Source organism: Burkholderia sp. BCC1977 (assembly GCF_905339595.1).
GTDB lineage: Bacteria > Pseudomonadota > Gammaproteobacteria > Burkholderiales > Burkholderiaceae > Burkholderia.
Map to the genome: position 1 here is coordinate 82,715 of NZ_CAJPGQ010000016.1, position 24,485 is coordinate 107,199.

The 24,485-nt window shown below is 65.7% G+C and carries 19 protein-coding genes and 1 pseudogene; 15 read left to right on the top strand and 5 right to left on the bottom strand.

Annotated features, from left to right (window positions below; all coding sequences use genetic code 11):
- The first annotated feature begins 18 nt into the window (after positions 1-18).
- The 10 genes and pseudogenes from U5771_RS15810 to U5771_RS15855 all read left to right on the top strand — a co-directional run bounded on the left by U5771_RS15810 (position 19) and on the right by U5771_RS15855 (position 10,673).
- A complete protein-coding gene (locus U5771_RS15810) occupies positions 19-720 on the top strand; it encodes a DUF4123 domain-containing protein (protein ID WP_322024839.1) in 702 nt (233 codons plus the stop codon).
- A gap of 40 nt (positions 721-760) precedes the next feature.
- Positions 761-3,328, top strand: coding sequence for a T6SS effector BTH_I2691 family protein (locus tag U5771_RS15815; RefSeq protein ID WP_322024840.1), 2,568 nt, complete (start codon positions 761-763; stop codon positions 3,326-3,328).
- 18 nt (positions 3,329-3,346) lie between these two features.
- The gene (locus U5771_RS15820; protein ID WP_322024841.1) at positions 3,347-4,423 is read left to right on the top strand and encodes a DUF6708 domain-containing protein; all 1,077 of its coding nucleotides are present in this window, start codon (positions 3,347-3,349) and stop codon (positions 4,421-4,423) included.
- Between the two features lie 9 nt (positions 4,424-4,432).
- On the top strand, positions 4,433-4,924 hold the full coding sequence (locus U5771_RS15825) for a hypothetical protein (RefSeq protein WP_322024842.1): 492 nt from the start codon (positions 4,433-4,435) through the stop codon (positions 4,922-4,924).
- A gap of 69 nt (positions 4,925-4,993) precedes the next feature.
- Complete coding sequence (locus tag U5771_RS15830; RefSeq protein ID WP_322024878.1) at positions 4,994-5,254, top strand: PAAR domain-containing protein; 261 nt, start codon at positions 4,994-4,996, stop codon at positions 5,252-5,254.
- A gap of 11 nt (positions 5,255-5,265) precedes the next feature.
- Positions 5,266-6,405 carry a hypothetical protein gene (locus tag U5771_RS15835; RefSeq protein ID WP_322024843.1) on the top strand — a complete coding sequence of 380 codons (1,140 nt, stop codon included), beginning with the start codon at positions 5,266-5,268 and terminating at the stop codon, positions 6,403-6,405.
- Between the two features lie 4 nt (positions 6,406-6,409).
- Positions 6,410-8,287, top strand: a complete 1,878-nt coding sequence (tssF, locus tag U5771_RS15840) for a type VI secretion system baseplate subunit TssF (protein ID WP_322024844.1) — start codon at positions 6,410-6,412, stop codon at positions 8,285-8,287.
- A gap of 63 nt (positions 8,288-8,350) precedes the next feature.
- Positions 8,351-8,515: a hypothetical protein gene (locus U5771_RS15845; RefSeq protein WP_322024845.1), complete on the top strand. Its 165-nt coding sequence runs from the start codon at positions 8,351-8,353 to the stop codon at positions 8,513-8,515.
- Between the two features lie 140 nt (positions 8,516-8,655).
- A complete protein-coding gene (locus U5771_RS15850; protein ID WP_322024846.1) occupies positions 8,656-9,567 on the top strand; it encodes an NAD-dependent epimerase/dehydratase family protein in 912 nt (303 codons plus the stop codon).
- Between the two features lie 207 nt (positions 9,568-9,774).
- A pseudogene (locus tag U5771_RS15855) lies at positions 9,775-10,673 on the top strand (LysR substrate-binding domain-containing protein).
- A gap of 140 nt (positions 10,674-10,813) precedes the next feature.
- Here the strand turns inward: U5771_RS15855 and U5771_RS15860 are convergent.
- The 4 genes from U5771_RS15860 to U5771_RS15875 all read right to left on the bottom strand — a co-directional run bounded on the left by U5771_RS15860 (position 10,814) and on the right by U5771_RS15875 (position 17,261).
- Positions 10,814-12,208 carry an efflux transporter outer membrane subunit gene (locus U5771_RS15860; protein WP_322024847.1) on the bottom strand — a complete coding sequence of 465 codons (1,395 nt, stop codon included), beginning with the start codon at positions 12,206-12,208 and terminating at the stop codon, positions 10,814-10,816.
- Entirely contained in the window at positions 12,205-15,396 is a 3,192-nt protein-coding gene (locus U5771_RS15865) for a multidrug efflux RND transporter permease subunit (RefSeq protein ID WP_322024848.1), read from the bottom strand. The genes U5771_RS15860 and U5771_RS15865 overlap by 4 nt, the downstream gene beginning before the upstream one ends.
- The gene (locus tag U5771_RS15870; RefSeq protein ID WP_322024849.1) at positions 15,393-16,628 is read right to left on the bottom strand and encodes an efflux RND transporter periplasmic adaptor subunit; all 1,236 of its coding nucleotides are present in this window, start codon (positions 16,626-16,628) and stop codon (positions 15,393-15,395) included. The genes U5771_RS15865 and U5771_RS15870 overlap by 4 nt, the downstream gene beginning before the upstream one ends.
- Positions 16,629-16,904: 276 nt before the next feature.
- Complete coding sequence (locus tag U5771_RS15875; RefSeq protein WP_322024850.1) at positions 16,905-17,261, bottom strand: DUF4148 domain-containing protein; 357 nt, start codon at positions 17,259-17,261, stop codon at positions 16,905-16,907.
- Between the two features lie 321 nt (positions 17,262-17,582).
- Here U5771_RS15875 and U5771_RS15880 point away from each other — a divergent pair, with 321 nt between their 5' ends.
- The 4 genes from U5771_RS15880 (at position 17,583) to U5771_RS15895 (ending at position 22,099) form a co-directional block, all read left to right on the top strand.
- The gene (locus U5771_RS15880; RefSeq protein ID WP_322024851.1) at positions 17,583-18,602 is read left to right on the top strand and encodes an aldo/keto reductase; all 1,020 of its coding nucleotides are present in this window, start codon (positions 17,583-17,585) and stop codon (positions 18,600-18,602) included.
- 17 nt (positions 18,603-18,619) lie between these two features.
- The gene (locus tag U5771_RS15885) at positions 18,620-19,033 is read left to right on the top strand and encodes an SRPBCC family protein (protein ID WP_322024852.1); all 414 of its coding nucleotides are present in this window, start codon (positions 18,620-18,622) and stop codon (positions 19,031-19,033) included.
- A gap of 474 nt (positions 19,034-19,507) precedes the next feature.
- Positions 19,508-20,296 (top strand): SDR family oxidoreductase, encoded by a 789-nt coding sequence (locus U5771_RS15890; protein ID WP_322024853.1) that lies wholly within the window; start codon positions 19,508-19,510, stop codon positions 20,294-20,296.
- A 219-nt stretch (positions 20,297-20,515) separates the two neighbouring features.
- Positions 20,516-22,099, top strand: a complete 1,584-nt coding sequence (locus U5771_RS15895) for an aldehyde dehydrogenase (NADP(+)) (RefSeq protein WP_322024854.1) — start codon at positions 20,516-20,518, stop codon at positions 22,097-22,099.
- A gap of 306 nt (positions 22,100-22,405) precedes the next feature.
- Here the strand turns inward: U5771_RS15895 and U5771_RS15900 are convergent, their stop codons facing one another.
- The gene (locus U5771_RS15900; RefSeq protein WP_322024855.1) at positions 22,406-23,314 is read right to left on the bottom strand and encodes a LysR family transcriptional regulator; all 909 of its coding nucleotides are present in this window, start codon (positions 23,312-23,314) and stop codon (positions 22,406-22,408) included.
- A 101-nt stretch (positions 23,315-23,415) separates the two neighbouring features.
- On the opposite strand from U5771_RS15900, the gene U5771_RS15905 reads away from it, so the two are divergent.
- The gene (locus U5771_RS15905) at positions 23,416-24,435 is read left to right on the top strand and encodes an aldo/keto reductase (RefSeq protein ID WP_322024856.1); all 1,020 of its coding nucleotides are present in this window, start codon (positions 23,416-23,418) and stop codon (positions 24,433-24,435) included.
- Positions 24,436-24,485: the final 50 nt, after the last annotated feature.

Sequence of the window (24,485 nt, forward strand, 5' to 3'; positions counted from 1 at the left end):
CCCGATCATCAGGAACTAATGACGACCGGATTCCTGCTGGTGGAACCTGCGACTCTCGCGCACGTGCCTGATCTAGCCGCGCTCGACATGCGTGCCTGCACGCCACGCGCGCTGGCCCATCGCGAAGAACTGATGCCACGGTTGATCGACCTGGCCGCGCTCGATCTGGAGGGGCGACGGATTGCGACCGAACGATGGCAAGAGGAACTGGAGGTTGAACGACCGCCCGCAATTTGCGCGTGGATCGACAGCGCCGTGGATGTCGATGCGCTCGCCGAACACATCGTGCGGTATCTGGTCGGTCCCGGCGAGGGCGGGCAGCCAGTGTTCTGGCGGTACTACGATCCGCGTGTCTTGAGCCTCACGCTGGCGGTGTTCGATCCGACCCAGCGGCTGGCCCTCTTGGGACCCGTCCACGAATGGTGCTTCGCTTGGGCCGGCCATCGCTGGCGCAGCGCCGGCCTAGGTGCCGAAATTGTGCCGCCGGACGATCAATCGTCGGGCTGGCCGCGCCTTGACCAGTGGCCACGCATCAACCGCAGCGAGATCGCCGACCAGATTCGCCGCCGGCTGCCGCTACTGTCGGTCGATCAGGCAGCGCAGTTGCCGGCTGCGCTCGATGGGGTCTTGTGCTCGGCGGGCGGACAGGACGCGATGACCACCGATGCGCTCGTCGAGGATGCGGTTCAACGTATGCGGCACGCTTTCGCGACCGAATAAAGACTGTCACTTCATACCATGAAATTCCGAGGATCAACCCATGCCGACCACTAAAGGCTGTCCGCTTTGCGATCGCCAGTCGCTGCTGATCTATCCCGTCCGATACGCGATCGCGTGCCCACGTGGCGCATCCAAAGCGCCGGCCCTGTCCGGCAATTTTCGGATCGACGGGCGCGCCCCTCAGGCCGTTGCCACCGCCAAGTACACGCTGCGCGCATTGCGTCCTGGCTATCTGTACACGTACGATGAGAAGCGGAAGAAGCTGGCCGCCTATATGGTTCTTGACGACGGGATCATGTGGAATTTCCCGCCGGACGTGACGCCGCCACCGGGCGACGCGGAGAACGCGCTTACCCAAGGTTGCGCGATGAACGGAGACTTGGCTTTCGAATCGTTTGGCCGTTGTGTGAGCGTCGAACACACGCCCGGCAGTGACGAAGCGACCAACCTCTGGATTGGCTGGTCGAATGTGCGATGGACCAAGGACCTCGTACACAACAAAATCAATGACGCCGCTTGGCGCAAGCAGCATATGCAGTGCATCAACGTTTCCGCGATGCTGGCCGGGGGCGCGACCGATACGGGCGAATTTCAAGCCACCCAGAGCAAGATCGCGCATTTCGCGATGGATGCTCAGGCGATGAAGGCTGCGTTCGGTTTTAGCAACCGCGCGCCCAAGGACGAGATTCGTCTACGTCAGCGCAACGTCGCCAAACGAATCGGTGATGCGATGGCTGAATCTCCGAACAAGAAAGGCTTTGTGGTCGCGGTCAACGACCCTGTCGGCCTCACTAACGATCTCGCGGAACTGACGGTTCCCAACCTGAACAACGGTTTCGACGAGCAGGTGTATTGGAAGTGGACATCGGCGCAACTGCTCGGACGTGCTGAAGCGGGAATTCGAGCGAACGCGAAGGCCGTTACCGGACTGACCTATGGAACCTCGAAAACCATCGCGGACGCCAATGCGGTCAATATGAAGGTTGGCGCACCAATCGCGCCGGATGCGATTGGGTTTTTCCACGTGATGCGCTCCTGGATTAGGACGGGAAGTCTTGAGCAGGCGATGAAGGAGGAAGACCGAAAGACCGAGAACGTCCCTGCAACGCAGGAAGAGGCGGCGAACGAGGCGTGGGAGGATGCAGCGTTCAAGGTCGGTCCCGATGGGAAGCGAACCAGCGTGCTTGATGAAGAGGCGTTGAAACGCTTCCCGCAGGAGTATCAACAAGCGCTCGAAGCCTTCAAGCCGAAGTGGCAGCCGCTAGTGCAGGCGCATGCGGATTGGCTCAAGTCGCAATTGCTCGCCGAATGGATGGCGGGTGTTCACGATTCGCAGGATCTCCGGAGCGGCTATGCGTACAGTGAGTCGTGTGCGCAGGTGATCGGCTCGGCGGTCGGTACTGAGCCCTGCAAGAAAGCCCTCGACGACTGGCTGAACGGTCAGGCTTCGAACATCCGCAATCTGTACGTGCGCGCCCTGATGTTCAATCAGGACACGCTGATGAAGTCGGCGGATGCACAGGTGCACGGTTCTGATATCCAGTACGAGAACTTCCTGAACCTCTACAAGGAAGCGTTCAAGAAGATCGAAAATCTTGGCAACGCGGCCAACTTGCGCGATCGGCTCATCGTGACGACCGCCAATCAGATCGTTGGCGTACTCACGAAGGCCACACGGGGTGCCGCGCTCGGTTTCGTGACCATTCGTTTGGCGATACAGTCCGGTGTTCGACTCAAACCGTCACAAGTCAGCAAGCTTGCAATTCGTGATTGGGCTCTGCAGCAAGCCAGGGAGTTGGGTGTCAAACTGGACGGCAACCGGACCGAACAGCGCGCGTCGGCGACCCAAGTCGGGAAACAGGTCCTGAAGACGGCACCACCCAGTGATCCGAATGTCGTTGCGTACGAGATGGACGTCGACGCGCTGGTTCGGGACGGGAAACTAGAGGCTAGCGCGATCAAGGCCGTCAGGGTTCCGGGCGTGGACACCGCCAAGAAGTGGCTCGGCTCGGCCCGGGAGTTCAATCTCGGCGTCGTGACGGTGATATTCCAGATGGCGACGCTCACCTTCGCGGCGAAAGATTGGGCGGACAGTGATCAGTTTAGCCAAGGCGAAACCGGTCTGAAGGCGGTCGGCGCTGTCGTTTCGATCGTCGGGACCGTCATTGAAACCGCGTCGGAAACCGTGGCGAAAGCACCGGCTCATCCGCTATCGGCGTTCATCATGAAGCAGTGGGCCGGTGCAAGCGAATGGGCCGAAGTCGGAGCGAAGGTCGGCCGCGGCCTTGGTGCGCTCGCAGGCATCGTGCTAGCCGGGTATGACATCTTCAAGAACATGCCAGAGGCATATGCCAATAAAGAATATGGTCTGACTACTCTCTACGCTTTCAGCGGAGTTCTAGGCGTGTACGTTGCGGTTGCTGCATTCTTCAGCCTGCCCCTGTTCTGGCCTGCCTTGGTCCTATCCATCTTAGTAGGTATCGCGATCGCGATTTTCAAAGCGTCGGCGCTCAAAGACTGGGTATCACGCAGCAAGTTCAGCAAGGGGGAACACTACGATTCGCTTGAGGCGGAACTCAAGGCATTTAACTCGGCGGCGGGAGGCTGACACGTGGACGAGCGCGTCATGAAAAAATGCATCGGCAAACCAGTACCGGAGTGGGATCTGGCGCATCGCCTGCCGATCAATCGAGCTGTTGGCCCAGACGTTCAGGATTTCGGGGCAACGTTCAGCGTCAATTCAACCTACATGGACGTAATCGAGCCGTCCTTTCTCGAACGACAGTGGTTCATTACCGGCGCTGTAGTGGCCTTTCTGGGTATTGGAATTGGTCCATATATCTATCTCGTAACGCACGCCGATCCAGCTCCTGCGTTTTGGATGTTTGTATTTAATTGCGTAGCGATTATCCCGGTAGCCCTTTTCGGCACAATAGTCTGGAAACTTGGGCGCGGCCTGTTCTTTGGATTGCGCTATCGCCCGATCCGCTTTCATCGTGACACCCGCAAGCTGTTTGCGATGCGCGCTCGCCGCTTCTTCGCGAAGTCCGGCGAGGGTGATGTCGTTTGGGAAGCACCGTGGACGGAAGATTCGATCTTTTGCCTGCATCGCGAAGACACGTCCTTTGGCACGATCTTCCACATTCGGCACTATACGGTTGACGACCACGGCAATGTCATCCGTGTGTTTTCGATCGGTAGGGAATGGACCGGCAAGCGACAGGTCGAAATGGCACTCGCGCAGTGGAACTACTGGTGCGCATACATGAACGACGGCCCGAACGGCTTGCCTAAACCGATGCTGTTTCACACGCAGCATGAGACGCCGCGTGAGTCGTTCCTGTTTTCGTTGTATAGCTTTGGGATGCGTGCGCCGGTCTTCATTCGTCTGTTGATGATGCCGCTGATTCTGGTTTTCACCGTCATGCGAATCCTTGCGAATGCAACGTGCCGCGAACCCGTCTGGCCTGCCGCGATCGAGAAGATCTCTGCGATTGCTCCCGACGATCCGTACGCGGAACCCCGCTCCGGAACGCCTGTCGGATGGGGCGATACCGTTCTGGCCCAACAGCGCGGTGAGTACCCGAATGATCCGAAAGCACGGGTCGAAGACTGGGTGGGAGAACCTGATGGCAGAATGTATGCAGCAGCTTGGCTCGAGAATCCTGGTGCCAACATGATGCACGCGGTGGCCCGTAGCTAACGGTGATTGATGACGAGGGTTTCCGGCATGACAGAAAGGCGAATCGTAGCGACGCTAGCCGCCGCGCTTGCATTGTTCGTCGGATACACGCCAAGTGCGTCCGCAAAATATGATGCTGCGGAAAAAGTGGTTCGGGCAGCACTGTCCGATGACAAGGACATCGAGTTTTTCGACTTGTACGAAAGCACTCCCGATTTGCATGGAATAAGTCGAACGCCGAACTACAAGCGCACGTTCATTTGTGGATACGCCACCTACAAAAAACAGGATGGCAAACCAGTTCGAGTGCGCTTTATCTATGTGGTCCATTCGGATGATCCGTCTCTCTCCGACTATGGCCCGCTCAACCTGGAGAAGCCCGAGTCGAATTACGGGATTCGTGATGAAAGCAGTGGAGGCAGGTATGCGACCGCGTTCGAATTCTCCGGGTGGAATCGCGTTTGCGCCAATGCTCAGCATCCGAAAACTTTTAGCGGAGTCGCTCCGAAGAGCGACGGTTGACCTGGATGAAGTACCGATCGGGTCTCGCTAGTTCAACAGCATGGTAATGCAAACGATGCGGAAAGGATGATGAAGGATGAAAACGGACGTGGCGTGATTCGCCTGCACGACAAGACGACCCACGGCGGCGAAGTGATCACCGCGAGCGACGATTTGACGGCGCTGGGCGTTCCGGTTGCGCTGAAGGATCACCTGACATGGTGTCCGAAGTGTGGCGGGCAGTTCAGGATCATTCCTCAAGACAGCACCCGCAACCATCACGGCACGCCGGTCGCCTTTCACGACGATCTGACGGAGTGCGGGGCGCGACTGATTTCGTCGCTTGAATAGAGGTATCGCGCATGAGCGATTCGCTAGGTCGGGTGGAGAAAGTAACTTTGACGGGTGCGCCGTCACGCAATCCCGTTTTGATTTCGGAGGCTCAGCGTCAAGCGCTGCGAACCGATATTCGCCAGCGGCTCGTGACCGCGCTGATGCGCTCGGGCGACGCCATCACCGACTCAAAGCTCGCTCGCCTGCCTGGACCAGTTCGCTATCGGGTTACGGGTGCGCTTGCCGCGTGGGACGCGTTGCGAACCACAACGGATCGCGTTGCGTCACCGACGCTAACCGAGATGTTGCGCTCGCACGGCATCCTTCGTTTGACGCGCTATTTCGACCGTTTCACGCGGGACCTCTTGCCGCATGGTGCTGACGGCCGCTCGGCCGACGCACTCGCCGGGGTCGCTCAGTACAGCGCCGTGTGGCTCGCGTTCGAGGTACGCAAAGGGGTTTTTTACGAGCCGACCCCACCGCTGCACCGCCTGCTCGACGCCGCCTATATCGCGGAGGATGTGCCGATCGGCATGCTCAGGATGCCGACCGATACGCTATGCATCATTCCCAAACCTACCCGCTGGAAACAAGCCGGCGACATCGAGGCGATCGCGATTTTCAAGAACGAGCGGTCGATCGGATTTGCGACATGGATAATGGCCGGCGGCCGCAGCGAAGGCGCGACGATGGATTCGATCACGCTGCCGCTGGAGGACCTCGACAAGACGATCCGTGAATTGGTGGATGAGTTGTTTCAACAGCCCGCGGCTGACGGAATGCCCGATCCTCCCGACGCTCAGCAGTTCTGGCGCGACGCCCTGAACTATGCGATCAAGATGTTGCTGTACCTCAACGCACGCGACGCGCAGGTTGTGCACGATCGCGCCTATTCGAACGCGCCGCGACACTTTCCCGGGCTCGGCAAGCGCAAGCGCACGGAACGGCTCGCCGAAATCGAACAACTCTACGATCGCCATGTCGTCGGCCCCGCGATTCTCGACGCCGAGGCCGCCGGATCAGTCCCATCGGACAGCGTACAGCGCGAAGTAAGCGGCCACTGGCGGCGGCCACACTTCCGGATGCAGCCATACGGGCCAGAAGCGGCATTGCGCAAACTTATCTTCGTCGGCCCAACGCTCGTGCGTCCCGATCGACTGGGGCTGTAGCTGAATGGATCACCTGCTGTCGCATTACGAATACGAACTCGGGTTGTTCGCGCGGGCGTTGGGCGATTTCGCGATCCGCTATCCGAAGATTGCCGCTCGGCTGGGCATCCAGAGCGGCCGGACCGACGATCCGCATGTGACGCGTCTGATTCAGACCTTTTCGTTTCTTGCCGCGCACCTCGACTCGAAGCTGGCCGACGATTATCCCGAATTCACGGAGGCGTTGCTTGAGGTTGTCCACCCGCATTATCTGCGCACGGTGCCATCGTGCGCGATTGCCCGATTCGAACCACGGGCGATCGTCGGCCAACTGACAGAGCCGGTCGTCGTGCCGCGTGGCGTGGAGTTGAATGCACGCACAGCCCCGGTGCGATTCCGGTCGGCCTACGACGTGACCATCTCGCCATTGCAAATCCGGTCCGCACGGTATGCACCGACGACGCTGGCACCGTCGGCCGTGAGATTGCCCGCCGACGCAACTGGCGTGCTGTCGATCAGTTTCACGTCGGCCGCCGGCCCGTTCACGGCGGCCATTGCTGACGGCCCCATACGCGTTTACCTTTCCGGCGAGCGGCCGTTTGTCTCGTCGCTGCTGGATGCTTTGCTGCTGCGTGCGGCCGCCGCGTATGTTGAGGTCGATCAATGTGGGCGCTGGCAGGCCATATCGAAGGTGCCGTTCGAACCGGTCGGTTTCGCCGATGACGACCGCTTGCTGCCGGGAAGCCGAACCACCAGTCGCACCGCGACCACCTATCGCTACTTGCTGGAATACTTCGCGTTTCCCGAGCTGTTCGATTTCGTCGATCTCGACATCGGCCGCGTGCGGCGTGCAGCAAGCGCCCCCGATGCTCGGGAGCTGACCTTGCACGTCGTACTGCGCGATACGCCCGTCGATTCGGTCGCTGCGCTGGCGCTCGCGTCGCTCGACGCAACGGCGTTCAAGCTGTTTTGTACGCCGGTCGTGAATCTCTTCTCTCAACCGGCCCAGCCCATTGTGTTGAAGGGGCAGGATGCCTATCCGGTTCAGCCCATGCGACTCGCGAAACGTTCGCCGCTGGGCGTGTATTCGGTCGACGCGGTCTATCTGGGCGAGCTGTCCAAGAAGAAGGACAAAGACGAGGACGTGTCGCTCGATAGGGATCGGCCTAGAACCCTGGTGCGACCCTATCAGGCACTGAGTCACGATCCACGCCCTGATTCGGCGACGGTCTATTGGGTCGCGTTTCGTGATCGCGACGCGGGATCGCCCGGTCGTCAAACCATGATGCTGTCGCTGGTCGGACTGGACGGACAGTCGGTCCGGCCAAAGCTGCCTCAAATCGATGTGGTGACGACGGTGACAAATCGCGACTTGCCGGCGCGCTTGTCGATCGGCAATTCGGTGGGCGATTTGCTGCTCGAAAGCAAGGCGCTGGATTGTCCAATTCAGTTGATTACTCGACCAACATTGACGGCCGAGCTGCCGCGCGGCAACGGCGCGTTGTGGCGTGTGCTATCCACGTTATCGCCGCATTCGCTGGATCTGACGCGGGACGGGCTGCCGGCCCTGAAAGCATTCCTGTGGCTCCACGCGGTGCGCACGACGCCGCTTGCGCAGCGCTGCATCGACGCAATCGCCGGTCTGAACTACAAGCCGGCGATCAAATGGATGTCGCTCGATAGTCAGTTTCCGTCGTTCGTGCGCGGCATCGAAATCATGCTGTCGTTCGACGAGACCGCGCTGCGAGAAGTCAGCTTGGTCGTGTTCACGAAACTGCTCGAACGGTTCTTCGCGCCGTACGGGCCGATAAACAGCTATGTTCAACTGGTGGTTCGTTCGGCGCAGACCGGCCGGGAACTGACGCGAGGCGTGACCACGCCCGGCACGCAGCCGCTGATTTGACCGTGGTATGCCCGGCCGCTTACCTGTGGACGCAAGATCGACTACCTGATCACGCAGGTCGCGGTGACGACGCTGCTCGTGTCGGCGATTTCGATCGCGATCGGCATCGCGTCGTTCTACACGTCGCTGTTTCGCGGGCTGCCGCCGCCGCCGTCGATCTTCCCGCCCGGTTCAAAACTCTTTTCACGATCGGCCTATTTCGCCGCCGGCACGCGGCGTCGATACTGACGCAAAAGGCCGCGTTGCGCAGGTTCGACGCGCAGCGTGGCCGGCAGCGACGGCCCGCGCCCATCCGACACCGGTGCACGCGGGCCGACTCATTTCCGCGAGGCGCGGGCAATTGCGCGGTCTCGCCATCGGAGCGGCAGATGAAGGGCATCAAGGTATTCGTGACGGGCGCGGCCGGCTACATCGGCGGCTCGGTGGCCGCACGGCTGGTATCGGCGGGGCACGTCGTCACCGGGCTGGCGCGCGACGGCGAGAAGGCCGCGGCACTCGCGGCGGCCGGCATCATGCCGGTCATCGGTACGCTCGACGACACGGCGCTGCTGCATGCGTTCGCGAGCGATGCGGATTGCGTGATCAATGCGGCGAGCAGCGATCACCGCGCATCGGTCGAGACGATCGTCGCGGCGCTGAGCGGCTCGGGCAAGACGTTCCTGCACACGAGCGGCACCAGCGTGATCGCGGACGATGCGCAGGGCGCGCACGGCGACGCGCCGGTGTTCGACGAGGCGACGCCGGTCGTCGCGCCGGCCAAGCCCGAGCGCCGCGCGATCGACCAGCTCGTGTTGTCGTCGGCGACGCTCGGCATCCGCTCGGCGGTCATCTGCAACAGCATGATCTACGGCGACGGGCTCGGCATCCGGCGCGACAGCGCGCAGCTGCCGCTGCTCGCGGCGCTCGCGCGCGAGGCCGGTGCGGTCCGCGTGATCGGCAAGGGGCTGAACCGCTGGTCGAACGTGCATGTCGAGGACGTCGCCGATCTCTACGTGCGCGCGCTGCGGCAGGCGTCGCCCGGCGCGCTGTATTTCGCGGAAAACGGCGAAGCGTCGTTCGCGGACATCGGTGCGGCGCTCGCCGCGCGTCTCGGGTTGCCGGCGGTCGCCGCGTGGGATATCGCCGATGCGGAACAGGCGCTCGGCCACGCGCGCGCGCATTTCTCGCTGGCGTCGAACAGCCGCGTGAAGGCCGTGCGCGCCCGGCAGGAACTCGGCTGGGCACCGCAGCACGGCGCGATGCTGGACTGGATCCGCCACGACATGCCGGTCGCGGCCTGACGCCGCGGCATTTCCCCGCAACACGCAACACGCAACACGCGCCCGCCCGGGCGCGTGCGTCCACCGGCCCGCGATCGCATTGATCGGACAATATTGGCCGCGCATTCTTGAATCTGAATCAACTATGATTCGCGCCGGCTCCCGCTTATCAAACGCGGGCGGCCGGACTATCGTGACGGCTCCTGAAACCGTCACCGATTCCCGACCATGAAGACCACCCTCGACGAGATGCTCGCATTCGTGACCATCGCCGATACCGGTTCGTTGACGGGGGCGGCGGACAAGCTCCACCAGCCGACGTCGGTGATGAGCCGGATCCTGCGGCGTCTCGAGGAAAAGCTCGATACGACGCTGATTCGCCGCACGACGCGCCGGCTCGAAGTGACGGAGGAAGGCAAGCTGTTCCTCGAATACGCGCGCGAGATCATCGCGTCGGTCGAATTCGCCGAGGAGCAGATCGTCAGCCAGCGCGAGAAGCCGGCCGGTTGCGGATCAACGCGGCGATGCCGTTCATGCAGCATGTGATCGCGCCGATGATGCCGGGTTTTCGCGAAGCGTTTCCGGCAATCGCGGCCGAACTGCATACCAGCGACGAAATCATCGACCTGCTCGAACAGCGCACCGACGTCGCGATCCGCATCGGCGAGCTGCGCGACTCGACGCTGCACGCGCGCAAGCTCGGCAGCAGCCGGCTGCGCATCCTCGCGAGCCCGGCGTACCTGGAGAAGGCCGGCGTGCCGACGCGCGTGGCCGATCTCGCGAACCATACGCTGCTCGGCTTCGTGCAGCCCGAAACGCTGAACCACTGGCCGCTGCGCACCGCGGACGGCGACGAGTACCGGATCCAGCCCGCGCTGCAGGCGTCGAGCGGCGAAACGCTGCTGACGCTCGCGCTGAACGGCGCCGGCATCGTGTGCCTGGCCGACTACATGACGGGCACCCATCGCCGCGACGGCAGTCTCGTCGAGGTGCTGGTCGACGACACCGCCGAATTCCGCCAGCCGATTCACGCGGTCTACTATCGCAATGCGACGCTGTCGTCGCGCATCGTCAGTTTCCTCGACTACGTGAGCGCGCAACTGAAGGACGGCGGCGACATCGACTGAAGCGGTTCGCATGCGGCCCGCATGCGAAGGGTCGCCTCGCAAGAAGGGCGACGTGTTCGATCGATATCGGACACGTCGCCCTTTTTTCATGGCGACCGATGCGACCGATGCAGCGCATCGGTCGAACCCGGGCGGTACGCCTACTGCCCGAGCGCGGTCATCAGCCTGACCTGCGCGAGCATTTCGTCGGTGCGCGCCTGCGCGAGCGAATCCTCGGCCGCGAGCAGCGAGCGCTGCACCTCCAGCGTGTCGATGAACGCCGATTCGCCGCTGCGCCATGACCGGTTGATCTGCGTATACGCGTCGCGCGCATTCGACACCGCGCGTTCGAGCCGCTCGGTCCGGCTGCGATCGCGGGCGGTCGCCGCCACCGACGTTTCGACCTCGCCGACCGCGCCGAGCACGGTCGAGCGATAGGCGGCGACGGCCTGATCGGCCTGCGCGCGGCGCAACGCGACGACGCCGCGGCGCCGCCCGCCGTCGAACAGCGGCGCACTCGCGCCGGCGCCGGCCATCCACGCGAGCGAACGCGCGAGCGTCGCGCCGGAGAAGCCGTCGATCGCCGCGCCGATCACGCCGATCAGCTGCAGGTGCGGCTTGAGGTCGGCTTCGGCCACACCGATGCGCGCATACGCGGCGACGACCCGCGCTTCGGCCGCGCGCACGTCGGGCCGGCGGCGCAGCAGGTCGGCCGGCGTACCGATCCCCGGCGCCGCTGCCGTCCACAGCGGCGCCGGCGCGGGCGGATCGAGTTGTGCATAGACGTCCTGCGGCGTCGACGCCGTGATGATCGACAAGCGGTGAATGGCCGCCTGCCGCTGCAACTGCAGCGCGGGCAGCGCCGCGAGCGTGGTCTCCGCCTGCGCGGCGGCGCGGTCGACGTCGGCGCTCGGCACGACGCCTGCGTCGAACAGGCGTCGCGTCGATGCCTCGGTGCCGCGCTGGCTTTCCGCGTTCGCCTCGACCAGCGCGAGCCGCTGCTCGAGCCCGCGCACCGTCACGTAGGTGCGCACGGTTTCGTCGATCGTCGCGATCCGCACCGCCGCCGCGTCGTTCTGAGCGGACGCGATGTCGGCATCGGCAGCCGACACGCCCTGGCGGATGCGCCCGAAGATGTCGATTTCCCACGCGACGCTCGCATTCAGGTCGAACGCATTGCCGGTCGTCGACGTATCGGTCGGGAATGCCTGCGACGCGGACAACCGCTGGCGGCCGGCATCGGCATTCAGGTCGAGCGACGGGAACCATTGCGACGCGGCGCCGATCCGCACCGCGCGGGCCGCGTCGATGCGTGCGACCGCCGCCTTCAGGTCGAGGTTGTTCGCGAGCGCGCGGTCGACCAGCCGGTCGAGAATCGGATCGTGAAAGCCGTGCCACCACGCGTCGGTCGCGGCGGCCGGGCCGGCGGCGGCGAGCTCCGCGTTCGCGTAGGTCGCGGCGAGCGGCGGCGGCGCGACGGTGGCGACCGGCGCGCTCGTGCACGCGGTCAGGACGGCTGCCGCGGACAGCGCGGCCACGAGTCGGATCAACTTCATTGCACTACCTCCGCGGCCGCCACCGCGACGCCGGACTTGCGCGTCGCGAGCCGGCGGACCAGCACATAGAACACCGGCGTGAACAGCAGCCCGAAGCACGTCACGCCGATCATCCCGAAGAACACCGCCGCGCCGACCGCCTGGCGCATTTCCGCGCCGGCGCCTTCGGAGATCACGAGCGGCAGCACGCCGAGAATGAACGCGAGCGACGTCATCACGATCGGCCGCAGCCGCTGCACGCACGCGTCGACCACCGCGTCGACCAGCTCCGTGCCTTCGGCCTCGAGCTGCCGCGCGACCTCGACGATCAGGATCGCGTTCTTCGCGGCGAGCCCGACCAGCACGATGAAGCCGATCTGCGTGAGGATGTTCACGTCCTGGCCGAGCGCGCGCACGCCGAGCGACGCGGCCAGCAGGCACATCGGCACGATCAGCAGGATCGACACCGGCAGGCTCCAGCTGCCGTACTGCGCGGCGAGCACGAGATAGACGAGCAGTACGCACAGCGGGAACACGAGCAGCCCCGTGTTGCCGGCCGTGGTCTGCTGGTACGACAAGTCGGTCCATTCGAACGCGATGCCCGGCGGCAGCACCTGCTTCGCGAGCGTTTCCATCGTCTTGATCGCAAAGCCGGAACCGAGCCCCGGCGCGGTATCGCCGTTGATCTCGGTGGCCGGATACAGGTTGTAGCGCGGCGCGCGATCGACGCCGAGCGTGTCGTCGATGCGCGTCACGCTGCCGATCGGCACCATGTCGCCGTCGTGGTTGCGCACCTTCAGGCGCCCGAGATCGGACGCATCCACGCGGAACGGCAGGTCCGCCTGCGCGGTGACGCGATAGGTGCGGCCGACGATGTTGAAGTCGTTGATGTAGGTCGAGCCGAAATACGTTTCGACCGCGTCGTTGATCTCCTGGCTCGGCACGCCGAGCATCTCCGCCTTCTCTCGGTCGAGTTCGACATGCACCTGCGGACTGGTCGCGGAGTAGGGCGTATAGACGCCGACCATGCCGGGCGTGCGGTTCGCGGCCGCGACGAGATCCTGCGTCGCCTTCGCGAGCGCGGCGGTGCCGAGCCCGTTGCGGTCTTCCAGCCGCATCGCGAAACCGCCCGTGCTGCCGAGGCCCTGCACCGGCGGCGGCATCGCGACGACGATCGACGCTTCGGTGATGCCGGCGAGGCGCTTGCGCATCTCGGCCGCGATCGTATCGATCGTCAGGCCCTGTGCACGGCGTTCGGGCCAGGGCTTGAACACCGGGAACAGGCCGGCGCTGTTCGCCGAGTTCGTGCCGGTGGCCGCGTTGACGCCGGAGAACACCGGCACGCGTTCGACACCCGGCACCGACAGCGCGATGTCCTCGATCTTGCGCGCGACCGCGCTCGTGCGTTCGAGCGTCGCGCCGTCCGGCGTGCGCACCAGCACGACCAGGTAGCCGCGATCCTGCGCGGGAATGAAGCCCTTCGGGCTCGAGACCAGCAGATAGCCGGTCGCCGCGATCAGCACGACATACAGCGCGCTCATCGCGGGGATGATGCGCACGAGCTTCCTGACGAGCGCGCCGTACGCGTCGGACACGCGCTGGAACACGCGGTTGAACGCATTCGCGAAACGCCGCACCGCGCGCATGAGCGGCGCGAACAGCGCGGCCGCGCGCGAGCTCGAAGCGGGTGCATCGTGCTGGTTGTCGTGCGCCTTCAGCATCATCGCGGACAGCGCCGGCGCGAGCGTCACCGACGTGAAGAACGAGATCGCGGTCGACACGGCGATCGTCACGCCGAACTGGCGGAAGAACTGGCCGGAGATGCCCGGAATGAACGAGGTCGGCACGAACACCGCGCACAGCACGAGCGTGATCGCGAACAGCGCGCCGCCGACTTCCTGCATCGTCAGCAACGTCGCTTCGCGCGGCCCCGCGCCCGAGGATAGATGCCGCTCGACGTTCTCGACGACGACGATCGCGTTGTCGACGACGATCCCCACCGCGAGCACGAGGCCGAACAGCGTCAGGTTGTTGATCGAGTAGCCGAGCACGGCCATCGCCGCGAACGTGCCGACCAGCGACACCGGAATCGACAGGATCGGAATGATCGACGGCCGCCAGCCCTGCAGGAACAGCAGCACGACGAACACCACGAGCACGACGGCCTCGTAGATGGTCTTCACGAGTTCGTGGATGCTGTCGCCGATGAACGCCGTCGGGTTGTAGCCGATGTTGTAGACGATGCCCTTCGGGAACGCCTTGCCGAGCTCGGTCATCTTCTTCTCGACCGCGTCCATCGTCGCGACCGCATTCGCGCCGGGCTGCTGCAGCACCTGCAGCGCGACGGTCGGATGGCGCAGCATGTAGCTGTCGGTCGAGTACGCGAGCGCGCCGACCTCGACGCGCGCGACGTCCTTCAGCCGCACGAGGCGCCCGTCCTGCCCTTGCTTGACGACGATGTCGCTGAAATCCTCGGGCCGCTTCAGGCGCCCTTCGAAGATCAGGTTCGGCTGGAACGCCTGGTTCGTGATCGGCGCCTGCGCGACCACGCCGCCCGCGAGCTGCGTGTTCTGCGCGCGCACCGCGGCGATGAGGTCGCGCGGGCTCAGGCCGAACGATGCGGCGCGTTCCGGATCGAGCCAGATGCGCATCGAGTATTCGCGCGCGCCGAGCGGGTTGATGTCGCCGACGCCGTCGATCCGCTTCAGCACGTCGGCGACGTTGCGGATCGCGTAGTTCGACACGTACAGCGGATCGTAGCGCTGGTCCGGCGAGTAGATGAAGATCGTGCCGAGCTGCGTCGGCGACGACTTGCGGACCGACACGCCGCTGCGCTGCACGGGCTCGGGCAGGCGCGGCGTCGCGAGCGCGACGCGGTTCTGCACCAGCACCTGCGCCTTGTCGACGTCGGTGCCCGGCTTGAACGTCGCGGTGATGTTCAGGCTGCCGTCGGAGGTCGCCTGGCTATACATGTACAGCATGTCCTCGACGCCGTTCACTTCGAGTTCGATCGGCGTCGAGACGGTTTGCGACACGGTTTCCGCCGATGCGCCCGGGTAGCTCGCCTGGATCACGACGGTGGGCGGCGCGATGTCCGGGTACTCGGACACCGCGAGCGAGAAATAGGCCAGCGCGCCGGCGATGGTCAGCACGATCGACAGGACGATCGCGAGCACCGGCTGCTGGACCGACAGGCGGCCGAGGTTCATCGCGCGCTCCCGGTCGCGGCGCTCGCCGCAACGGTTGCGGTCGCAACGTTCGTCACGTTCGTCGCATTCTCCATCTGCGCCGCATCGATCGCGCGCGGCACCGCGTTGACCTTGTCGCCCGCCTGCACGCGCTGGAAGCCGTCGACGATCACGCGGTCGCCGGCCTTCAGCCCCGCATCGATTTCGCGCAGGTTGCCGAACAGGCGGCCGGGCGTCACCGGGCGCACCGACACGGTGCCGTTCGCGTCGACGAAGTACAGCACGCGGCGCGTCGCATCGGTCGCGATGGCCGAATCCGGCACGAGCAGCGCCGCGTGCGCGACGCGGCTCGACAGGGACACGCGGCCGAACTGGCCGGGGCTCAGGCGCGCGTCCGGATTCGCGACGCGCGCGCGCTGGCGCAGCGTGCCGGTCGAGTCGTCGAGGCGGTTGTCGACGAAATCCATCGTGCCCGACAGCGACGGCTTCGCATCGCCCGGCAGCGCGATCGCCACCTGTCGCGACGACGCGCTGCCGCCGTGTTGCGCGGCTTCGCGCGTGTAGCGCAGGTAGCTTTCCTCGTCGACGTCGAAGTAGATGTCGATCGGATCCTGCGACACGATCGTCGTCAGCACCGTGGCTTCGCTGTCGCCGCCCTTCACGAGGTTGCCCTCGCTGACGCGCTTGCGGCTGATGCGCCCCGACATCGGCGCGACGATGCGCGTAAACGACAGATCGAGCCGCGCGCGTTCGAGCGCGCCTTGCGCGCTCGTCACGTCGGCCTGCGCGCTTTGCACGGCCTGGCGGCGCTGGTCGTAGAGGCTCTGCGCGATGGTGTCGGTCCTGATCAGGACGCTGGCCCGCTCGAAGTCCTGCTGGCTCAGCTTCAACTGCGACCGCGCGCGTTCGAGCGTGCCCTGCGCGGCCGTCACCGCGGCCTGGTACGGGCGCGGATCGATGACGAACAACAGGTCGCCTTTCTTCACGGTCGCGCCGTCCTGGAACGCGACGCGTTCGAGATAGCCGCTCACGCGCGGGCGCACGTCGACCGTGTCGACCGCTTCGAAGCGGCCCGTGTAGACGTCGACGTCGTTCACGTTGCGCGCGACGGGCGCGCTGACGATCACGTTCGGCTTCGGGGCCGGCGCCTTGTCGTCCGACTGGCAGCCCGTCAACGCGAGCAACGCGGCGAGCGGAAGGGCGGCCAGCACGGCCGGTCGCGCGAGGCGCTTCAATCCTGGGTAGCTGTTCATGTTCTTCGGTGTATCGAATGACGCGCATGGCGCCGGATGGTGCGCAGTATCGTGCGCGGCGCGCGATGGATAAACGGATGCGGCGACATAAGAACTTGTACTGCGCAGTCACGAATCGCGAGGTGCGGTCACGATGCGCGGGGCAGGAACGGCGGGCGGGGCGCAGCGCGACGACGCGCGGCCCGAATGCCTTTTCAGGCGATTCGGGCCGGCGATGCGGAGGGGATGGACGAGCGGGGGTGCGTGGCGGGCAAGGTGCGCGCGCGTCGACGCCGATCAATGACCGCGGTAGATCGAGTCGCGGCCGTTGATCGTCAATGCGCGGCCGGATGCGCTGGCGCCGGCGCCTTCGCTGCCGTAGCCGGTCGTGTCGGCGGCCGGCGCCGTGCTCGGTGCCGTGTTCGGTGCGGCTTGTGCGACGGCGTTTTCACGCACGCGCTTTTCGGCGGCGAGGATCGCGACCGGATACTGGTTGTGGTCCATTGCCGGCGTATAGCCGACGGCCGCGAGGCGGGCCATTTCGGCCTTCACTTCGGCGCGGGTCAGTGGGTGGTCGTTCTGCTGCGCGAACGAAACGGCCGGTGCGGCGAGGATCAGTGCGGCCAGCGTGGAAGACACGAGCGTTTTCATCATGGGTACCTATCGGGTTGAGTGAGCCGCAACCACGTCGTTGTCGTTGCGAGTGCTGCCAATATAGGTATCCCGACGCCGCGGAAAAACGGGTCGCCGGCGAAATCATTTTTGATCTGGAATCACGAATCGGCGGTCGATTCCTTCGCCAGCCTTGTCGGGCGGGGCTGCCGCGCGAACGGTCCCTCCTCACGCAATCCACGGCCACCCCTTCAAACAGCCACTCAGACCTCCTGGGACTCAACTATGTCGAATTCCGTCTTGGACAGACTTAACCCGTCTGCCTAGACTGAACTCGCTTTCCCTCATTCCCTGGAGAAAATCATGAGTCTCAAAGGCAAGCTGCCCGCAGAAAAAATCCTTGGCTTCGGTACCGCGCCGCTCGGCAACATGTTCCGCAACATCCCCGACGCCGAGGCCGCGGCCACCGTCGAAGCCGCCTGGCAGCAAGGCATCCGCTACTTCGATTCCGCCCCGTTCTACGGCGCCGGTCTCGCCGAAATCCGTCTCGGCGACGCGCTCGCGAACCATCCGCGTGACGAATACGTGCTGAGCACGAAGGTCGGCCGCGTGATCCTCGACGAAGTCGAGGACGTGTCGGCGCGCGACCTCGGCGAGAAGGGCGGCCTGTTCGAACACGGCCGGCCGAACCGCATCGTCAACGACTACACCGCCGACGCGACGCTGCGCTCGATCGAGGACAGCCTGAAGCGCCTGCGCACCGATCGCCTCGACATCGTCTGGGTGCACGACATCGCACAGGACTTCTACGGCGACGAATGGCTCGCGCAATTCGAAGTCGCGCGCAAGGGCGCGTTCCGCGTGCTGAGCAAGCTGCGCGAAGAAGGCGTGATCAAGGCTTGGGGCCTCGGCGTGAACCGCGTCGAGCCGGTCGAACTGGTGCTCGACCTGTCGGAACCGCAACCGGACGGCATGCTGCTGGCCGGCCGCTACACGCTGCTCGATCACGAGCGCGCGCTGCAGCGCGTGATGCCGGCGGCTGCCGCGCAAGGCGTCGGGATCGTCGTCGGCGGCCCGTACAGCTCGGGCGTGCTCGCGGGCGGTACGCACTTCGAATACCAGAAGGCTTCGCCGGAAATCCTCGCGAAGGTCGAACGCATCAAGGCGATCGCCGCACGTCACGCGGTGCCGATCAAGGCCGCCGCGCTGCAGTTCTCGATGGCGCATCCTGCCACCGCCGCGGTGATTCCGGGCGCAAGCCGTCCGGAGCGGATCGCGGAAGACCAGGCCGCGCTGAACGTGGTGATTCCGGCCGACTTCTGGCGCGAAATGCGCGAACAAGGTCTGGTGGCAGCCGATGCACCGCTGCCGATCGATCGCTGATCCTGACAGGTGATGACATGGCACAGGCCAATGCAAGCATCGAGATCGCGGCTTCGGCCGATACGGTCTGGACACTGATCGGCGGCTTCGGATCGCTGCCCGACTGGCTGTCGTATATCCCGGCGAGCGAGCTGAGCGAAGGCGGTCGCGTGCGCAGCCTCGCGAACCCGGACGGCGACGCGATCGTCGAGCGTCTGGTCGCCTTCGACGACGCGGCACGCAGCTATACGTACGCGATCCTCGCGGCACCGTTCCCGGTCGTGAACTATCGCTCCACCCTGCGCGTGCGCGAGAACGGCGCGAACGCGGCGACAGTCGAGTGGTCGGGCACGTTCACGCCGAACGGTGCGACCGACGACGAAGCGATCCGCCTCTTCCGCGGCATCTACGAAGACGGGCTCGCCGAGCTGGCGAAGCGGTTCGCGGCGTGATGGCGCAGTGGCGCGATCGCGTGACGGTGTGACGATGTCGCGCGCGGTGAATGGGTGCCGGTCGTTTCGGCACCTGCCGGTTCCGTGTGTCGTTGCGGGGTTGCATCCGTGACGACGCGCGGAACCGGCGTCACCGCGCGTGCATCGTCAATCGTCGTATGAACGCGCCGAGCCGTCGTCGGCGCTCCTGTCGCGCCGTGCGTCGTCCAGCCGCCGCGGCGGCATGAGATGAACGCGGGACGCGCCCGCGTGCGGCGGCGGGGCAAGGAGTGATAACGCGCGGTTATACCGCTATCACATCTTGTCAATTGTTGCGCAGGAGCGGACTCCGTATGCTGGCCCATTGCGCGGCTTTCCGGCGCATTTCGGACGTGCGCGTCAGCCACGGCGCACGGCACCGCCGGCGCGTGACCGTGCCGGTCGGCGCACGAGGCTGCGCCGGGCGGCGTGCACGGCATTCCAGGAGCATGGCAGATGAATCTGAACATCGAGGGCCGCTGGGCGTTGGTTTGCGCAGCGAGCAAGGGGTTCGGCAAGGGGTGCGCGCAGGCGCTCGTCGCCGAGGGCGTGAACGTCGTGATCACCGCGCGCGGGAGCGACGCGCTGGACGCGACCGCCCGCGAATTGCGCGCGCTCAACCCGGCGGTCACGGTGATCGCGGTGGCCGGCGACATCACGACGAGCGCGGGCCGCGCGGCGGCGCTCGCGGCCGCGCCGCACCTCGACATCCTCGTGAACAACGCGGGCGGCCCGCCGCCGGGCGACTTCCGCGAATGGACGCGCGACGACTGGATCGCCGCGCTCGACGCGAACATGCTGACCGCGATCGAGCTGATCAAGGCGACCGTCGACGGGATGACCGAGCGCGGCTTCGGCCGCATCGTCAACATCACGTCGAGCGCGGTGAAGGCGCCGATCGACGTGCTCGGCCTGTCGAACGGCGCGCGCACGGGCCTGACCGGCTTCATCGCGGGCATCGCGCGGCAAAAGCGCATCGCGACGCGCAACGTGACGATCAACAACCTGCTGCCGGGGCTGTTCGACACCGATCGCCTGAAGCAGGCGACGGATGCGTCGGCGAAGGCAGAAGGCAAGGATTACGAAGCGATGCGCGAAGCGAAGCGGCAGGCCGTGCCGGCCGGACGCTTCGGCACGGCCGACGAGTTCGGTGCGGTCTGTGCGTTCCTGTGCAGCGCGCACGCGGGCTACCTGACGGGGCAGAACGTGCTGCTCGACGGCGGGGCATATCCGGGTACGTTCTGATCGGCGGCACCGGCCCGACTGCAATGCACGCGTCGCCTCGCTCCGGGCGGTGCGCGGCACGACCGGCATGAAAACTCGTGCCGCTCCGGTTCGAACCCATGCGGCCCGCTTGCGGCGACGAGCCAAGCGCGCCGGCACGACCCACGACCCACGACACAAACGCGAACCCGTCGTCGCACGGCGTGCGCATTCGATCCATCGACAGAGGAAACAACGGAAATGACACTCGCAGGCAACCTGCTGATCGGCCAGCGCGCGCGGCGCGGCACGAACGGCGTGACGTACGCGGTCGACGCCGCCAGCGGCGAACGCATGGAGCCGGCCTTCGGCGGCGCGAGCGTCGTCGATCTCGACGATGCATGCGCGCTCGCCTGGGCCGCGTTCGACACGTATCGCGAAACGCAACCCGACGCACGTGCGACGTTCCTCGAAACCATCGCCGCGAACATCCTCGCGCTCGGCGACGAACTGGTCGAGCGCTGCGTCGCGGAAACGGGCCTGCCGCGCGCTCGCATCGAAGGCGAGCGCGGCCGTACGGTCGGCCAGTTGCGGATGTTCGCCGACGTGGTGCGCGCGGGCGACTACCTCGAAGCCCGCATCGATCCGGCACAGCCGGCGCGTCAGCCGGCGCCGCGTCCGGACCTGCGCATGCGTCATATCGGCCTCGGGCCGGTCGCGGTGTTCGGCGCGAGCAATTTCCCGCTGGCATTTTCGGTCGCGGGCGGCGATACGGCGTCCGCGCTCGCGGCCGGCTGCCCGGTGATCGTGAAAGCGCACCCGGCGCATCCGGGTACGTCGGAGCTCGTCGGGATGGCCGTGCAGCAGGCAGTGAAGACGTGCGGGATGCCGGAAGGCACGTTCTCGTTGCTGTTCGACACCGGCCTCGAGATCGGGCAGGGGCTCGTGCGCGACCGGCGCATCAAGGCGGTCGGCTTCACCGGTTCGCGCCATGCCGGCACCGCGCTGATCGCGCTTGCGAACGCGCGGCCCGAACCGATTCCCGTGTACGCGGAGATGAGCAGCATCAATCCGGTGCTGCTGTTTCCGAACGCGCTCGACGCGCGCGGCGATGCGATCGCGCAGCAGTTCGTGCAGTCGCTGACGCTCGGCGCCGGGCAGTTCTGCACGAATCCAGGGTTGATCCTCGCGGTGGACGGGCCGGCGCTCGAGCGCTTCACCGCGGCGGCGGCGGAGCGGCTTACCCAGGCCGCGGCGGCGACGATGCTCACGCCGGGCATTCATCAGACCTTCGAGCGTTCGGTGGCCGCGTTCGCGCAGCATCCGCAGGTGCGCACGGTCGCACGCGCGCATGCACCGAGCGGCGCGAACCAGGGGCAGGGCGCGCTGTTCTCGACGAGCGCGGCTGCGTTCCGCGAGTCGAAGGCGCTGCATGAGGAGATGTTCGGCGCGGCGTCGCTGATCGTCCGGTGTTCGGACCTGAAGGAGATGCTCGACCTGATCGAGTCGCTGGAAGGGCAACTGACGACGGCGCTCCATCTCGACGAAGCCGATTACGCCGCCGCGCGCACGTTTCTGCCGGCGCTGGAGCGGCGCGCGGGCCGCGTGCTCGTCAACGGCTTCGGTACCGGCGTGGAAGTCGGGCATGCGATGGTGCACGGCGGCCCGTATCCGGCCACCGCGGACGGGCGCTCGACGTCGGTCGGAAGTCTCGCGATCCGTCGCTTCCTGCGGCCGGTCAGCTATCAGGACCTGCCGGAATCGCTGCTGCCTGACGCGCTGAAGACGTCGAATCCGCTGGCGATCAACCGGCTGATGGACGGGAAGGTCACGCTCGCGAACTGACGCGCGAGCGGGATGAGGGCGGCATCAGGTATCGCGCTTGCAATCGCATGCGGACCGATGCCGGCTCGATCGATTTCAGACGGGTCGGTGTGCGGGGAGGCGGGCGGCATGACGGATTCCCCGCTTTGCCGGCGATCGCGTCGGTCCGGGTCGCGGGCCTTCATGCCGCGATACGGGGGCACGGCGACACGGCGACACGGCGACACGGCAATACCGCGACACGGCCGCAGGTCCCGTCATTCGATGTGCGGGCAACGACGCCGAGTGCGGCACGCGTCACCGGCACACCGCGCGCGCCCCATCACCTCACTCGACTGCCGCGACCGCGTCCTCGCCGGTCAGGATCTCGCGGAACACGCCGACCAGCGGCCGCAGGTTGACCTTGTGCCACGCGGCCCACAGCGGCGTGCGATAGCTGAACCACGGCAGCTCGCGCAGCACGACGCCGTCCGGCACCTGGTGACGCAAGCTCTGCTGGATCATCGTCACGCCGAGCCCGGCGGCGACGAGCCCGAGCGCCGCGAGCGGCTCGCTCGCCTCGACGGAGATGTCCGGCGAGAAACCGGCCTTCGCGCACGCGGCGACGAACGCGCCATGGCGCGGCGCGCTTTCCTGCTGCGTGACGCCGATCCACGGCTGCGTCGCGAGATCGTCGGCCACCAGCGTCTTCTTCTTTGCGAGCGGATGGCCTTCGGGCAGCGCGAGCAGCATCGGATCGTTCAGCACGCGCATCGATTCGAGTTCCGGATCGTCGGGCGCGGGCGGCTCGGTCACGAGCGCGATGTCGAGACTGCGCTCGCGCAGGCCTTCGAGCTGTGCGGCGGACGTGTAGTTGTACAGCGCGATGTGCACGGCCGGGCGGTCCGCGCGCAGCGTCTTCAGCGCGCGCGGCAGCACGCCCGAGTGCGTGGCCGTTTCCAGGTAGCCGATGCACAGCCCGCCTTCGTCGCCGCGGCCGAGCCGGCGCGCGAGCGATTCCAGCCGATGCGCATGACGCAGGAACGCTTGCGTCTCGCTGAGGAACGTGCGGCCGTCACGCGTCAGACGAATACGTTGCTGGCTGCGTTCGAACAGCGTCAGCCCGAGCTTTTCCTCGAGCTGCGCGATCTGGCGGCTGAGCGGCGACTGCGAAATGTGCAGCCGTTCGGCGGCGCGGCCGACGTGTTCTTCCTCCGCGACCGCGATGAAATACTGAAGCTGACGGATGTCGAGCATATAAGACCTTCCGAGACTCAAGTTTGACGAATTATGTCTTGGACAGACATAACCGTGCAACCTAGACTGGACTCACTTTTCCGTGACCTGTGGAGAAATGCATGAGTCTCAAAGACACGCTGCCGGCCGACACGACGCTCGGTTTCGGCGCCGCCCCGCTCGGCAACATGTTCCGCGACATCCCCGACGAAGAAGCTGCCGCGACGGTCGAAGCCGCGTGGGCGCGCGGGATCCGCTACTTCGACACCGCGCCGTCGTATGGCGCGGGGCTGGCCGAGTCGCGGCTGGGCGACGTCCTCGCCGGGCATCGACGCGACGACTACGTGATCAGCACGAAGGTCGGCCGCATCGTCCTCGACGAAATGGAAGACGCGAACACGCGCGACTACGGCGACAAGACCGGAATCTTCGCGCATGGCCGCGCGAACCGGCTCGTCAGCGACTACACGGCCGACGCGACGCTGCGCTCGATCGAGGGGAGCCTGAAGCGTCTGCGCACCGATCGCCTCGACATCGTGTGGGTGCACGACATCGCGCAGGACATCTATGGCGACGAATGGCTCGCGCAGTTCGAGGTCGCGCGCAAGGGCGCGTTCCGGGTGCTGGGGAAGCTGCGCGAAGAAGGCGTGATCGGTGCGTGGGGCCTCGGCGTGAACCGCGTCGAACCGATCGAACTCGTGCTCGACCTCGCCGAGCCGCAACCGGACGGCATGCTGCTGGCCGGCCGCTATACGCTGCTCGATCACGAGCGCGCACTGCAGCGGGCGATGCCGGCGGCGGCCGCGCGGAATGTCGGGATCGTCGTCGGCGGCCCGTACAGCTCGGGTGTGCTGGTCGGTGGCGCGCATTTCGAATACCAGAAGGCGCCGCCGGAAATCGTCGCGAAGGTCGAACGCATCACCGCGATCGCCGCGCGCTACGACGTGCCGGTCAAGGCCGCCGCGCTGCAGTTCGTGCTCGCGCATCCGGCGGTCGCGTCGGTGATTCCCGGTGCGAGCCGTCCGGCGCGGATCGCGGAAGACGTCGACGCGCTGCATGCAACGATTCCGGCCGACTTCTGGCGCGAAATGCGCGAGCAAGGTCTGGTGGCAGCCGATGCGCCGCTGCCGATCGATCGCTGATCGCGCCGGTCGACGCGGTCGACGCGAGTAAAAAAAATGCCCGCGCAAGC

Coding starts and splice junctions, on each gene's coding strand:
- U5771_RS15810 (WP_322024839.1), top strand. CDS start 19: ATGACGACCGGATTCCTGCTGGTGGAACCTGCGACTCTCGCGCACGTG.
- U5771_RS15815 (WP_322024840.1), top strand. CDS start 761: ATGCCGACCACTAAAGGCTGTCCGCTTTGCGATCGCCAGTCGCTGCTG.
- U5771_RS15820 (WP_322024841.1), top strand. CDS start 3,347: ATGAAAAAATGCATCGGCAAACCAGTACCGGAGTGGGATCTGGCGCAT.
- U5771_RS15825 (WP_322024842.1), top strand. CDS start 4,433: ATGACGAGGGTTTCCGGCATGACAGAAAGGCGAATCGTAGCGACGCTA.
- U5771_RS15830 (WP_322024878.1), top strand. CDS start 4,994: ATGAAGGATGAAAACGGACGTGGCGTGATTCGCCTGCACGACAAGACG.
- U5771_RS15835 (WP_322024843.1), top strand. CDS start 5,266: ATGAGCGATTCGCTAGGTCGGGTGGAGAAAGTAACTTTGACGGGTGCG.
- tssF (WP_322024844.1), top strand. CDS start 6,410: ATGGATCACCTGCTGTCGCATTACGAATACGAACTCGGGTTGTTCGCG.
- U5771_RS15850 (WP_322024846.1), top strand. CDS start 8,656: ATGAAGGGCATCAAGGTATTCGTGACGGGCGCGGCCGGCTACATCGGC.
- U5771_RS15860 (WP_322024847.1), bottom strand. CDS start 12,208: ATGAAGTTGATCCGACTCGTGGCCGCGCTGTCCGCGGCAGCCGTCCTG.
- U5771_RS15865 (WP_322024848.1), bottom strand. CDS start 15,396: ATGAACCTCGGCCGCCTGTCGGTCCAGCAGCCGGTGCTCGCGATCGTC.
- U5771_RS15870 (WP_322024849.1), bottom strand. CDS start 16,628: ATGAACAGCTACCCAGGATTGAAGCGCCTCGCGCGACCGGCCGTGCTG.
- U5771_RS15875 (WP_322024850.1), bottom strand. CDS start 17,261: ATGATGAAAACGCTCGTGTCTTCCACGCTGGCCGCACTGATCCTCGCC.
- U5771_RS15880 (WP_322024851.1), top strand. CDS start 17,583: ATGAGTCTCAAAGGCAAGCTGCCCGCAGAAAAAATCCTTGGCTTCGGT.
- U5771_RS15885 (WP_322024852.1), top strand. CDS start 18,620: ATGGCACAGGCCAATGCAAGCATCGAGATCGCGGCTTCGGCCGATACG.
- U5771_RS15890 (WP_322024853.1), top strand. CDS start 19,508: ATGAATCTGAACATCGAGGGCCGCTGGGCGTTGGTTTGCGCAGCGAGC.
- U5771_RS15895 (WP_322024854.1), top strand. CDS start 20,516: ATGACACTCGCAGGCAACCTGCTGATCGGCCAGCGCGCGCGGCGCGGC.
- U5771_RS15900 (WP_322024855.1), bottom strand. CDS start 23,314: ATGCTCGACATCCGTCAGCTTCAGTATTTCATCGCGGTCGCGGAGGAA.
- U5771_RS15905 (WP_322024856.1), top strand. CDS start 23,416: ATGAGTCTCAAAGACACGCTGCCGGCCGACACGACGCTCGGTTTCGGC.